This window comes from Nonomuraea sp. B19D2 (genome assembly GCF_040137845.1).
GTDB lineage: Bacteria > Actinomycetota > Actinomycetes > Streptosporangiales > Streptosporangiaceae > Nonomuraea.
The window spans coordinates 156003-167879 of the sequence record NZ_JBEFAK010000018.1 but is presented as its reverse complement, the minus strand read 5'-3'; the positions used below and the strand labels follow the sequence as shown (position 1 = coordinate 167879).

Genomic DNA, 11877 nt, shown 5'->3' with positions numbered 1-11877 from the left:
GACCGAGTGTCAGCGGCCAGAAAGCCATGATGACGGTCTGGCCGGGGAGGCGGCAGACCTGCTCGCGTGGGCTCAGCTCGGCCGTGTTCCCGCGGGCCGTCATGGTCCACCGGCAGCCGTCCGCCGTCCGAGCTACCGCCGTGCGGTCCCGCTTCACCCTCATCTCGACCAGGCCGCGCAGCGGCACTTGGGTGAGACGACAGTTGCGGCTACTACCAGAGATGTAGACGTGCGAGCGGCTGCGTCCCGACCCGCCTGTCGCGGGCGGACGTCCAGGCCGCCTCGGCCGGCAGTTATGAGCATGACGCCGCTTCAGCAGATCGCGGCGCCAGCGCAGAACCGCATCTGGGCGAACGAGAAGCCGCAGCCGACGCAGGACCTGAGCTCTGCCGTCGTCTCCGATCTGTAGTAGACGGAACGCGAAATCCTGTGGAGCTCCCGCTAACGACAACAGCGCATTTAGCTGACATGATCGATCCGAAAGCGGGCTAAGCGATAACAGCTCTGCACAATCCCAGCAGCGCGAAAGAGTGGTTTACGCCGACATCAACGCTCAGATGCGACGCTCGGCATAACACATGATGATCGGGCCCACATCATCGGCGTCCGGGCACCCCTTCTATTTACGCCTGATATAGCAGCGCAATCGCCGATCGGCGAATAAGGAAATCGATCATGATACGCAAGAGAAATAGATGGCACACGCTCGCGGCTGCGGCATCGGCAGCAGTTGTCACTGTCGCTCTCACGCCAGTGTTCGCCAGTCCCGTCGCCGCGGAGACCCGGTCGGCGGTGGGCGAAGACTGCGCCGACTCGTGGATGAGCATCAAGGCCATGCAGGAGACGTTCGGAGCGTATTATCTGCATGCCTGCTCTGGGCAGGGAAACAGCATCGTGGGTCGGCCGTACGCTGACGTGATGTGGGCGCCCGGTAAGCCGAAGAATTGCAAAGAGATTATCGTCGCCGTATACACGCATCCACAACTCGACAGAGTGTCGTATGCGAAGTTCAAGTGCCCGACATGGCGATTCGAGAAACCCAGTGTCGCCCGCTACTCCAAGGGGGCGAAGCTCAAGAAGGGTAAGTGGTACATGATCGCCGTTACCCTCGGCAAGCCAGGTGGCCCGGCGTCGAACGCAACGGCCCGTTTCAAGGCAGACTGACCTTCCCTGTCCCGAACCGCGCCAGCCGGTGAGCCCTGCATGGTCCTGCGGATGGCCTCAGGCGGATCTGGTCTCTCGTCGGTTTCGATCGCGTATATCTCGTCGGGGCTGATCAGACTGAGCTCATCAGGATGGCGACGCATTTACTCCCGCATTCTCTGGCCTGTTCCCGATCTCCCAGATCGTCGTAGGCACGACCGAGCCCCACCAGTGTTCGGCCTCCAAAGGCGTGTTCCGCATGTCAGCCACCCGGTCAGCGTTCAGCGCAGAACGCGTCGGCGTACACCCACAGCGTTGTCCAGGTGTGTGTTGATGACCAGCTAGATAGCGCCCGGGGCGTGCCAGGTGTACGGGCACGACCGGAGACACACATCGCATTCGTCAGCCCGTCACAACTTGCGGGGCAGTTTCGTCGGTTGGTGTCTAGCCAACACGACAAGGAGATCACCATGGACGCCCCGTCTCAACCACCCGGCAACCCGCTCACGGCCAAGTTCGTGAAAGTAACCCCTCGATCGGAGAGTCGTCACCATGCTCAACAGCAAACGGATCGTCTACGTACTCGCGGCGGGCTCCATCGCCTCGGCAGCGGCCGGGGCATACCCGGTATTCGCCGCCAAAATCGCGGGTAGCGGCCTGGCCCCCGCATCGACGGCAGCCGCGTCGACCTGCACGACATACGTAGCGGGCGGCCCCTCGGCGGCGCCGGGCCAGCCGCCCGAGAAGGTATACGCCCACGCCCGCTCGACGTGCGACTACGTCTATGGCGTGAAGCTGGAGATGACCCTCTACAGGGACGGCGTCAAAGTGGGCCAAAAGAAGATCTGCCAGGAGGGCCCGAGGGAAAGCGCGCCGCCCATCGACATGGTCTGCGAGGTCAACCTCCGGGTGAAGAACCCGGCGGGCATCCAGACCTGGAAGGCGAAGGTCAAGGCCCAGTGGATCAATGGGTTCCGTGACACGGTCACGAAGTCCTACACCGAATCGTTCAGGGCATAGGGGGCAGTCGTGTTCCGTTCCGTTATCAAGGTTGTCGCCCGGCTGAGCGTGCTGCTGCCGGTGAGCGTCGCGTTCGTGGCCGGGCCGTCGGCCATGGCGAGTTCGGCCGACGTTCCTCCCAACTGCTCGGTGAGCGTGAAGACGATCCAGGGCCACGAGGTCGGCATGCGCACGATCGTCGGCCGCGGAGTTGTGAAATGCTCCAGCGCGTTGCGGCCTCAGATATCCATCAATCTGCGGAAGGGCGACACCATCAAGTCGCGCGCCAGGAAGGACTGCAAGCAGGAGAAGAAGTGTGTCGCCTACACCGACACCGTCTTCAGGGCCGAGGGCTCCAATTGGTGCACCCAGATGGTGGTGAACTGGGGACTGATGGAGACGATCAAGTGGGGCTGCTTGTAGCGGCCAACCGACCTTTCACGGTTGGATGCCAAGCTAACGACGGCAGGGCGCAGGCCCCTCCCTCTGGGTGCCCGCGTTCACCGATGGCGGGGAGACCGTCCCCGGCCAGTGGCGTGGGCTCGGGGAGAGTTCGGTGCTGCCGTATGACGGCGGGGTGATCGGTGACGGTGAGTCCGAGGGCCGGATCCAGTCCGCCGCGGCGACCATGGACGAGCGGGCGTCCGAAGGGCCGGACGGCCCATACCTTGAGGAGACGATGATGGGCAAGGGCGCGGCCGACCTCGCCGCGGCTCTGGACGCGGCGCGGCCCGGCGAGCGGCAGGACTTCAGTCCCCGCTGACGCCGCCGGCGGCCGCACGGCTCAGGCTTCGTCGTCCCACAGGTCATAGTCGAAAGGCTCGCCGCGGGACAGCCGTTCGGCGCGCATCTGTTCGCGTTCGGCGTCGGTGATGCCGGTGATGTACTCCCACAGGCTGACCCGCTGGACCTTGCCGCGAGCCAGGTCGTGCTGCAGCACGATCCGCGACGAGCGCCCCATCTCCTCTTCCTTAATCACCCAAGGCACGTCCTTCCAGGAGGCGTTCGGGGTGGCCTGCGTCCGTACCGGAACGTACGCCAACGCCTCCGAGCAAGCCGCCCTTGACCTGTGGGTGAGGTACCGCGGGCTGACGGGCGGTGGGCCGGCTGCTCCGCGACCGTGCAGATCAACCGGCGCGACTTCGGCATCGACATCACCGTCCCGATGAACGCCGGTGGCGTCGCGGCCGGCGACAAGGTGTCGATCCAGAGATCCAGGCCGTCCTGCAGACGCCGCCCTTCCCCGGGCGTGGGCGCCGGGCGCTCGTCGACCTTCATGGAGCCGAACTCGGCCAGGGCCGACACGCGCCGCCGATGAGCCGGTAAACCGGGAGGCCCGCTCGATCACCCACTGCCCGGCCTGCCCTTACGATCACGGCCCATCAGCGTGACGACGCCTGCGCTGATTGCGAAGAGTGACGCGGCCAGGATGATGACGTTTGCCACCCCGGCTGATCCCGCGAGCGCAGCGAGAGCGACAGCGCAGAGGATCTCACCGATGTACTCGGCCTGTGCGAGGTAGGAGTGGGTCGTGGCTCGGATGTCACTTGTCGTGCGCCGGTTGACCCAGATCGTGGTGACGGTCCGTACCAGGGGCATCGTGACTCCATTCGCAATGATCAAAGCGGTGATTGCGAGTGTGAGGGTCGGTGCCGTGCCCAGGAGCACGAGACTGATCGATCCTGTGACGCAGGTGAGCGCGAAGGACGTGCGGGCGCCGCGGTCGGAATGAAGCGTCCGTTGCACCGTGGTGAGCGCGAATGCCGCAGTCGCGTAGCCGACCAGGCCGATTGCCGTGAACCATGCCGTGCCGGACGTACTGGAAGGGAGTCCGAGGTCGGCGAGTTGGACCGGGTAGATCCGCGCGAACGAGTCTCCCGCGCCGTTCACCAGGACCGTGACGATAACCAGCATGAACATGGTTCGGTCACGGACTGCGAGTCGTGCACCCCGGCGCGCGATGCCAAGGGCGACTTTGAGGTGGTCCTTGCGGACACGTACGAAGTTTCTTTCAGGAATGGCCGCGGCAAACCACAAGCCCAGTACGAGCATGGCGACGCCCGAGCTGACGATCGCCGTTGGGCGGTCGATGATCGCCGCGAGCCCGCCGACAGTGAGGATGCCGACTCCCGCGCCGATCAGTTGCCATCTGGCTTGAGCGGCGATCAGCAGGTGCATCCGGTCCGGTTGGTCGATCTCATCGGTCGCCCACGCCACATCCGATCCGCTGGAGAATGTCCACGAGATTCCCCACAACATCTGAGCCAGTATCAGCGGCACGAAGGCGGGGAACAGTCCGGTTGTGATCATGGCGGCGGCCATGAGGACATGTGAAACGATGATCGCCGCCTTGCGGCCGAAGGTATCGGCCACGACTCCAGCAGGGACCTCGAAAATGATGCTCGCCACGCCTTGTGCGGCAGCAATGATCAGAAGCCGCGCGGGAGACAGGCCGGCATCGACGGCCATGTAGAGACTGGTGACCAGCCACCAGCCGTTGTGCAGCACGGCTCGCAGGAAGTTCCAGCCGAGGAAGCGGCGCGCGAGCGGGTGAGGACCTGGCTGCACGGAGTCCGGGTGTGCGTGATGGCTCACAATGGCTGCCTCCGGGAGGATGCGCGCACGGGCGCGTAGTGGTCAAGGGTGGATTCACACACGTTCTGGCTGCTTGCGGCGCTGTCCAGCCCGGCGCGCGGCAGATCAACCTCGGTAGTAAGTACCGTCCCGGTGCGACTCAAGGTGACAGCGAGTCCACCGGCACCTCGATCAGGAAGCGATCGATCGGCTCGCAGACGGCGGTGTCTGGCGCGCACCGTTGCCGGATTCCGATCAGTCCACCGGGACCCGGGCGCCGTTTGTGACGGCGTCCCACTAGGATCCCCAGAGCCAGGCCGAAGCTTCCACGGACGTCCCGGCCTACTCGCCTCACCTGCCTCCCCATCGGCGATGGCCGATTTCTCTACTTGGCCACCGCATTGGACCTGTGCTCGGGGCGGCCGGCAGGTTGTTCGATCGCCGATCACATACGCACCTGCCCCAACCATGCCTCCCGGTCTGGCCCTATGGTCCATTTCGCTGTCCAGACCGGGCGGCGAGGCTCAGGTCGATTGACCGCGGCGGGAAGAGGCGGGGAAGCACGTTTTAGCGGCAAGGATCAGGGCTGCGGTGAACAGGACCGTCAGACCGGCGAAGGTCTTCGCCAAGCCGAACGCCTCGGCCAGCCATCCGACCATCACGGGCCCGACGAGCTGGCCGCTGTAGGTGAGGGTGCCCACCTTGGACAGCGCGGCCGCGGCATTGGACGTGCCGGAGTCGGCGCCGTCGCGTCCCGCCGCGCTCAAGATGACCGGGATCAGCACCGACAGCCCGAGACCGAGGACGGCGAAGCCGACGACGGCTGCGGCCGGGATGGGGCTGAACACCACGATGGCCAGGCCGATGACCGCGATCAGACCGGCGATCCGGACGAGCGTCGAAGCGCCGAGGCGTTCGTGGAAACGGTCACCGACAAGCCTGGCGCCGGCTTCGCAGGCGCTGTAGCAGATGTAGCCCAGGGAGGCGGTGCTCAGCGAGGCGCCGAGGTCCTCGTGGAGGAAGACTCCGCTCCAACCGCCGACGACGCCAGAGATGACGAAGACCAGGACTCCTGTCACCCCGAGGAGAAGGACGCGGGAGGTCCAGCCAGTCCGCCACGAGGTCCAGGCACGGGTTCGGCCCGGGTCGGGATGGCGGTCGGCCTGGGCGGGGAGCAGATGCCGTCCGGTGATGCAGGTCAGGGCCAGGGTGAGGGCGGCGACGGGGAGGAAATGCTGGGCGAGAGACAATCCAGTGGTGAGGGCGGCACCGCCGAGCAGCGAACCGACGGCGGCCCCGATGCTCCAGGCGGCGTGGCACGTGTTCATGACAGGCCTGCCGCGATGGCGTTCGACGGCTACGGCGTGCGCGTTCATCGCGATGTCGAGGAGGCCGTCCACCGCGCCGAACACCAGAAGGACCAGGCCGAACGTCGGCTCGTCGCCGACGAGCGCGAACCCCGGCAGGGCCAGCGGCAAGGCCACCACTGTCACGCGAACGAGAGGTCCGCTGCCGAACCGGCTGACAAGTCGTCCTGTCAGTTGCATGACGACCAGGCCGGACAGGACGGGCAGCATCAGAAAGACGCCAAGACTGCCATCAGACAGGCCGAGGCTGAGCTTCAACGAAGGGATCTGGACGAAGTAGCTGGCGAAGAGCAGGCCCATGATGAAGAAGGGCGCGGCTGCACCCCAGGAGAGGCGACGGAAATCGGACCCGTCAGTGTTTATGGGTACTTCGGGGGGCAAATCGGGCACGAAGCGTCACGTCCTCCAGGTAGGCGGTGTGTTTCTGCTGGGTGGACATGACGCACCTCATTGCGGCCTCCTCGATCGATGGGCACTTCGGTGCAGTTCAGCAAACGAGTCCAGCGGTAGGCAACGCATTATTAGGCCGAACTGGACGCCTTCCGGGCCGAGCGCGGTGTGTGGCTGCTGCGCCCGTCCTACCAACAGCACCCCCCGCCCAGGAGGGCTCAAGCCCATCCGACAGTTCATCGAATCCGTCAACGACACCCTCGGCCAACTCGACATGGCGTTGGACATGAGGAGGTCCATGCTGGCGGGTAGGAGCGCTAACACAGTGGCGGCGGCATATCTGCAGCGTGCGGGCTCGTACGGCGGCTGTCAGGTGGAGGGATCTTGATCGGCTTTCTGCCTGTTCGAGCAGGCGGTGACGGCGACCAGGTGCCAGGGCTCGTCTAGGTCGTTGGCGTAGGCCTCGCGCTGGGCAGCGGTCCAACTCGTACGCGCCGGAATCCCATGCCTCGGTCAGCGACCGGTTCAGCCGTATCGTCTCTTGCGAGGCTTCGAGCGCCCGCTCACTGTCCCGTTCGAGGTCCGCATACAGATAGCCGACGCTGCTCAGCGCCACGGCCGACCAGGTGCCGCTGAACCGGAACCGGCCCACTGCTGTTTGAGGGGCAACGATTCTCGCGGCAAGGAGGTTTCATGATCGCGTATCGGCAGATGAGCCGCAGGCGGCCCGGAGTGTCCCGTGCTGCGGGGATTGCCGGTGTCCATGCATGAGCTCGAGTTCGACGAAGACGACAACCACATCGTCGTCCGCTTCACCGCCGACCTGCGGCCACCCACCCCGGTGGCAGGAGAGGGCCTGCGTGCCATGCTGGACAACCCCGACGACTTCGTCTGAGGCTCCGGGACGTCGGTCAAGCGGCACCGGCGCGGTCGAAGGCCGGCCCCTCAGACGTCGAATTCGGTCTGGAATCGCAGTCGGCGAGACCACTGCCGGTCGCCTATTCGAACAGGGATGTGTCTCCCGTGCCCCGGCGGAGAATCTCGGGTTCCTCCTGCGAGAAGTCGACGACGGTCGTCGGAGTGGCGCCGCATTCGCCGGAGTCGATGACCGCGTCCACCACGTGGTCGAGCCGCTCCTTGATCTCCCAGCCCTGCGTCGAAGGTTCGGTCTCGTCGGGCAGCAGCAGGGTGCTGGACACCAGCGGTTCGCCGAGCTCGGCCAGCAGCGCCTGGGCGACGACGTGATCAGGGATGCGGACGCCGACCGTCTTCTTCCGGGGATGCAGCAACCGCCGCGGCACCTCCTTGGTCGCGGGCAAAATGAACGTGTAACCGCCGGGAGTCGCCGCCTTGACCTGGCGGAACAGCGCATTGCTCAGGTGAACGAACTGGCCGAATTGGGCGAAGTCACGGCATACCAGGGTGAAGTGGTGGTCGCTGCCAAGGCCGCGGATCTCCCTGATCCGGTCGAGGCCCTCCTTGTTGCCCGGTCGGCATCCGAGGGCATAGCACGAGTCGGTGGGGTAGGCGATGAGCCCGTCCGCCCGCAGGATCTCGGCGATCTGGCTGATCAGGCGAGGCTGGGGATTGTCCGGGTGAAGGTCGAAGTATCTGGCCACGCCTCGGATCTTAGGGTTCGGCACCATGGCATGACAGGCGGCCCCAGGGCGGTACGGTCTCGCCGTCCGGGCGTTGAAGCGGCAGACGATGTTGGAGTCCTGTGCGCCGAAGCGCTTGGCCGCCGATTCTCTGCCGCTGCCCTCATGGTCGATTACCCGCCAGCCTGGGGCGCCGCCATGGAGGAGGCGACAAGGGCGACGCGCCGGGCGGGGTCACGCGCCGGCGGCACCACCGCCCGCTCTGTCGCGGTCGCCCAGGTCAAGGTCGGCGAGTTCGGTTCTTGAGGCGACGCCGAGCTTGGGGAACGCCTTGTGCAGGTGGTAGCCCACAGTGCGCGGGCTCAGGAAGAGCCGAGCGCCGATGTCGCGGTTCGTGGCGCCTCGCGCGGCCAGCCGTACGATCTGCAGCTCCTGCGGAGTCAGCAGGCCGGCCGCGCCCGGCACCCGGACGCCGGTGACCGCCTCTCCCGTGGCGCGCAGTTCGGCGCGGGCGCGGGCGGCCCACGGGCCGGCGCCGACGCGTTCGAATGTGTCCAGCGCCCCTGTTCGTCTGGATCAACATGATCAGCTACGCGGCCTTCGCCATGGCCGCGCTCGCCATCTACCGCGGCTGGCGGGTGCCGCTGCTCATCGCCTGGTTCTTCGCGATCATGGGCGCGATGGGCAACGCGATCGGCCACCCGATCTACGACCTGGTCTCGGGCGACCTCGCCTTCCCCGGCATCGTCACCTCACTCGGCTACTGGATCATCGTCCCGATCCTCGTGCACCGGCTCTGGACGGCCTCCCTCCCCGACCCGGCCGCCGCTCCGGGCCGCCGGCCGATGGCTGCCGCGCTCTGAGCCGACCGGCCGAAGGATCCCCGCGAACAGGGCGGGTTCCCCGGGAGCGCCGCCAGACCGTCGGCACGGCGGCGTTCCCGGTGCGGGCGAGCCGCTCGAACTCGTCCAGGGCGGCGCCGATCACCGGCCGGGTCGGCTCCAGCTGGCCGAAGGTCATCGCTCATCGCATCTTTCTTGACGGCCCGCCCCTACTCGTCGTCGCCCTCCTCGGGCTCGGACTCCATGTCTTTCACCAGACCGAGCGCCTCGGTGAGCCACTTGTCGAACTCGATCGATGCACGCACCCAGCTCACCGTGCTGGCCACGAAATGCTCCAGCCCGACGCCGCCGCCGATCAGCATCTGGGCCTCGCCGATCAGGCGGACCGAGCCGTCGTCGTGGGTGTGGGTGTAGACCTTGGGCCACAGCGTGCGGCTGTTCCAGTCGTCGATCGCCGCGTACAGTCGCGGCTTGTCGTCGATGCTGTACGGACGGTCGTAAAAGGTGCGGACCGCATAGACCTGCTGGTCCCCCTCACCGCGGAACATGAAGTACGTGCGGAACTCCTCCCAGGGCGCCGCAAGGTCACCCTCCTCGTCCACGACGAACCGCAGCTCCATCTGCTCCAGCAGCTGCTTGACCACATCCTGGTCAGGCAGGATCACCGCCTCGGCGGTGCTGGACGGGTTGGGCTCCGGCTGACCCTCGGGATTCGGCCTCGAGGACGGATCGATGCTCACCGTGAAGATCCTTTCATCCGTTTCCGCCATCCTCCCCCATGCCGGACGGTGCGCGAGGGGGAACGCACGCGTGAACTGCCTGTCGCCGTCACCTGCGCCCGCGAAGGAAGGTGGGGATGTCGGCGCGGGTCGGGTAGTTCGGCAAGGGTGCGGGCTTGTCCTGCAGGAACGCGGTGATGACGGCGGAGGCTCGTTCGTTGTTGTCGTCGAGGCCGTTCCATATGCGGTGTCCGACGCCGGGCATGTACTGGGTGCGCTGGATGGCGAGGTCGTCGGCCAGGATGGTCGTCGCCCATTGACGGACCTGCGATGAGCACTCGGCGATCATCAGCATCGCGGGGGTGCGGGAGCGCTTCAACTGCGGGGCGATGGAGGGGGAATCCTTGATCGTCTGCTGGATGTTGAGGCTCGCGGCCGGGCTGAAGGAGAAGTTCTGCGTCGTGTCCTCGATGGGGATGCGGTGCGCGTCCGGCGCGCAGTAGGCGGAGGCGGTGTCGCTGCCGAGGTCTGCGGCTCTGACGGCGTTGACCGCTTCGGCCTGCTCGATCAGGCCGGTGTCGGGTGCGAGAAGGCCGAGTTGCATGAACCCGAGTGCGACGGCGTACCTGGGGACACGCGTGGACCGTGGTCCGGCCACGGCCGGCGCGAGGTCGCGCGCGGAGGGTCGTCCCCGGTGCCCGCTGATCCGCGCGGTGGGCCCGTCCATCGGGCCGGGCTCGGCGATGATCGCTCGGTGCACCTGGGCGGCGACACGCGGAGCGGCCAGGGCTCGGGTGAGCACGACCGCGCCCCCGGAGAATCCGAGCACGTCGACCCGGCCCTTGTCCAGGCGGTCGATGAAGGCGGCGAGGTCGCGGACGGATCTGGCGATGGTGTACTGGTCCATGGGCAGCAGGTCGCTTCGTCCGCCGCCGGCGTGCTCATAGGCATAGACGTCGTGGCCCTGCCGTGCCAGGAGTTGCAGGAATCGGTGGTCGATCACGGAGATGCCGCGGACGGGGCCGCCGTGGAGGTACACCAAGGGCACGGGTTGCCGGGTGACGTCGCGGGCGGGCGGGTAGTGGTAGACCGCGACCCGGCTTCCTGTGGCCAGGCTCCAATGCTGCGTCGCCACGAACGGGAGGTCCGGCGGGTATCGCCGGCTCGTGGGCACGGTGGGGACGCAGACCGACGCCGTGAGCGCCGCGGCGACGATCACCGGGAGAAACGGCCCCAGCCGGCCCGGCCAGGTACGGCGGCGGCCCCGCCACAGTGCAGCGGCGACTCCGGCTCCGAGGGTGGTCAGCCATGCGGCGAGCCCGGAGCGTGCCCCGTCCGTCAGGACGAGCAGTGCGAGAAACAGGCCGGCCAGTCCGGCGACGGCAGCCGCGGCCAGGATCAGCCGACCGATGAAGCGGACAAGACGAAGAAGAAATTCGGGCATCACGGCCCCTACGTAGTTTCCAAACATTGTTTCAAAACAACGTTAGCATTTGGAGTAGACTGCTCATCGTGGGTAGGCCGAGAACGAACGACGACACCGTGAAGGACCGTCTCCTGGAGTCCGCAACGGAGATGTTCGCCACCCGTCCACGGGAGTCGGTCACCATCCGCGCCCTGGCCGCCGCCGCCGGAACCTCGACCGCGGCGGTGTACACGCTGTTCGACAGCAAGGATGTGCTGATCGCCGAGGTGCGCAACCGTGCGGTCGCCGGGCTGTCCCAGGACCTGTCGGCGGTGTCGGCCTCCGACGATCCCCTCGCCGACCTCTACGCTCTCGCCGTGGCGTACCGGCACTGGGGACGCGAGCACAACCACCTCTACGCGGTGTTGTTCGGTGGCGTGCAGCGCTTCGACCCGTCGGGCGAGGTGGGGCCCGGCGACCCCGTCCGGCCACTGATCGAAGCGATCAACCGCGCCTTGTCGGCGTCCGTGCTCGTCGGCGACGCGACTTCCATCGCCCTCTCGCTCTGGGTGACCCTGCACGGGCTTGTCACCCTCGAACTGGCCGGGGCGCTCGACACCGCCACGGCCGAGACCACATTCCGATCGACCATCCTCGCCACGCTGCGCGGCTGGACCAGCCTGCCCCTCGGATCGAGTCCTGGTCAGGCGCCGTGATCCGGGAGGACGTTCTGCTCGAGTACCGGGTCCTGGGCTGACCGCGAATTCCCGCCCAGCCGGGAGGCCGGTGCCGCGCCAGGCAACGTTCGCCCCGTTCAGCAGCGAAAATCCGATGCGGGCG

General features: G+C 66.7%; 15 protein-coding genes and 1 pseudogene. 9 read left to right on the top strand and 7 right to left on the bottom strand.

What is annotated here, in order from left to right; all coding sequences use genetic code 11:
* The first annotated feature begins 675 nt into the window (after positions 1 to 675).
* From ABN273_RS30600 to ABN273_RS30585, 4 genes are all read left to right on the top strand, one after another.
* On the top strand, positions 676 to 1164 hold the full coding sequence (locus tag ABN273_RS30600; protein ID WP_349452516.1) for a hypothetical protein: 489 nt from the start codon (positions 676 to 678) through the stop codon (positions 1162 to 1164).
* A 531-nt stretch (positions 1165 to 1695) separates the two neighbouring features.
* On the top strand, positions 1696 to 2163 hold the full coding sequence (locus ABN273_RS30595) for a hypothetical protein (protein WP_349452515.1): 468 nt from the start codon (positions 1696 to 1698) through the stop codon (positions 2161 to 2163).
* A gap of 9 nt (positions 2164 to 2172) precedes the next feature.
* A complete protein-coding gene (locus ABN273_RS30590; RefSeq protein WP_349452514.1) occupies positions 2173 to 2565 on the top strand; it encodes a hypothetical protein in 393 nt (130 codons plus the stop codon).
* 133 nt (positions 2566 to 2698) lie between these two features.
* A complete protein-coding gene (locus tag ABN273_RS30585) occupies positions 2699 to 2905 on the top strand; it encodes a hypothetical protein (RefSeq protein ID WP_349452513.1) in 207 nt (68 codons plus the stop codon).
* Positions 2906 to 2926: 21 nt separating this feature from the next.
* On the opposite strand, the gene ABN273_RS30580 is transcribed toward ABN273_RS30585, so the two are convergent.
* Complete coding sequence (locus tag ABN273_RS30580) at positions 2927 to 3121, bottom strand: hypothetical protein (RefSeq protein ID WP_349452512.1); 195 nt, start codon at positions 3119 to 3121, stop codon at positions 2927 to 2929.
* A gap of 90 nt (positions 3122 to 3211) precedes the next feature.
* Between ABN273_RS30580 and ABN273_RS30575 the strand changes: the two genes are divergently transcribed.
* Entirely contained in the window at positions 3212 to 3460 is a 249-nt protein-coding gene (locus ABN273_RS30575; protein ID WP_349452511.1) for a hypothetical protein, read from the top strand.
* A gap of 26 nt (positions 3461 to 3486) precedes the next feature.
* Here the strand turns inward: ABN273_RS30575 and ABN273_RS30570 are convergent, their stop codons facing one another.
* Together ABN273_RS30570 and ABN273_RS30565 are read right to left on the bottom strand one after the other, a co-directional pair.
* Entirely contained in the window at positions 3487 to 4737 is a 1251-nt protein-coding gene (locus ABN273_RS30570; protein ID WP_349452510.1) for an MFS transporter, read from the bottom strand.
* A gap of 503 nt (positions 4738 to 5240) precedes the next feature.
* The gene (locus tag ABN273_RS30565; RefSeq protein WP_349452509.1) at positions 5241 to 6383 is read right to left on the bottom strand and encodes an MFS transporter; all 1143 of its coding nucleotides are present in this window, start codon (positions 6381 to 6383) and stop codon (positions 5241 to 5243) included.
* A 225-nt stretch (positions 6384 to 6608) separates the two neighbouring features.
* On the opposite strand from ABN273_RS30565, the pseudogene ABN273_RS59670 reads away from it, so the two are divergent.
* Both ABN273_RS59670 and ABN273_RS30555 read left to right on the top strand, forming a co-directional pair.
* Positions 6609 to 6822, top strand: a pseudogene (locus ABN273_RS59670) (IS982 family transposase); the annotation flags it as partial.
* Between the two features lie 408 nt (positions 6823 to 7230).
* Complete coding sequence (locus ABN273_RS30555; RefSeq protein WP_349452508.1) at positions 7231 to 7368, top strand: hypothetical protein; 138 nt, start codon at positions 7231 to 7233, stop codon at positions 7366 to 7368.
* Positions 7369 to 7471: 103 nt separating this feature from the next.
* Here ABN273_RS30555 and ABN273_RS30550 read toward each other — a convergent pair whose 3' ends face one another.
* Positions 7472 to 8092, bottom strand: coding sequence for an L-threonylcarbamoyladenylate synthase (locus ABN273_RS30550; protein WP_502911153.1), 621 nt, complete (start codon positions 8090 to 8092; stop codon positions 7472 to 7474).
* A 213-nt stretch (positions 8093 to 8305) separates the two neighbouring features.
* Positions 8306 to 8536: a helix-turn-helix domain-containing protein gene (locus ABN273_RS30545; RefSeq protein WP_349452506.1), complete on the bottom strand. Its 231-nt coding sequence runs from the start codon at positions 8534 to 8536 to the stop codon at positions 8306 to 8308.
* Between the two features lie 116 nt (positions 8537 to 8652).
* Between ABN273_RS30545 and ABN273_RS30540 the strand changes: the two genes are divergently transcribed.
* On the top strand, positions 8653 to 8934 hold the full coding sequence (locus tag ABN273_RS30540; RefSeq protein ID WP_349452505.1) for a hypothetical protein: 282 nt from the start codon (positions 8653 to 8655) through the stop codon (positions 8932 to 8934).
* 188 nt (positions 8935 to 9122) lie between these two features.
* Here ABN273_RS30540 and ABN273_RS30535 read toward each other — a convergent pair whose 3' ends face one another.
* Complete coding sequence (locus ABN273_RS30535) at positions 9123 to 9653, bottom strand: YbjN domain-containing protein (RefSeq protein ID WP_349452504.1); 531 nt, start codon at positions 9651 to 9653, stop codon at positions 9123 to 9125.
* Between the two features lie 88 nt (positions 9654 to 9741).
* Positions 9742 to 11076, bottom strand: a complete 1335-nt coding sequence (locus tag ABN273_RS30530; RefSeq protein ID WP_349452503.1) for an alpha/beta fold hydrolase — start codon at positions 11074 to 11076, stop codon at positions 9742 to 9744.
* Between the two features lie 68 nt (positions 11077 to 11144).
* On the opposite strand from ABN273_RS30530, the gene ABN273_RS30525 reads away from it, so the two are divergent.
* A complete protein-coding gene (locus ABN273_RS30525) occupies positions 11145 to 11753 on the top strand; it encodes a TetR/AcrR family transcriptional regulator (protein ID WP_349452502.1) in 609 nt (202 codons plus the stop codon).
* The last annotated feature ends 124 nt before the right edge of the window (positions 11754 to 11877 follow it).

What these genes read in the sequence shown, in the direction of transcription:
- ABN273_RS30565 (WP_349452509.1), bottom strand. Translation starts at nt 6,383, where the DNA reads ATGGGCCTGCTCTTCGCCAGCTACTTCGTCCAGATCCCTTCGTTGAAG.
- ABN273_RS30600 (WP_349452516.1), top strand. Translation starts at nt 676, where the DNA reads ATGATACGCAAGAGAAATAGATGGCACACGCTCGCGGCTGCGGCATCG.
- ABN273_RS30530 (WP_349452503.1), bottom strand. Translation starts at nt 11,076, where the DNA reads ATGCCCGAATTTCTTCTTCGTCTTGTCCGCTTCATCGGTCGGCTGATC.
- ABN273_RS30540 (WP_349452505.1), top strand. Translation starts at nt 8,653, where the DNA reads ATGATCAGCTACGCGGCCTTCGCCATGGCCGCGCTCGCCATCTACCGC.
- ABN273_RS30595 (WP_349452515.1), top strand. Translation starts at nt 1,696, where the DNA reads ATGCTCAACAGCAAACGGATCGTCTACGTACTCGCGGCGGGCTCCATC.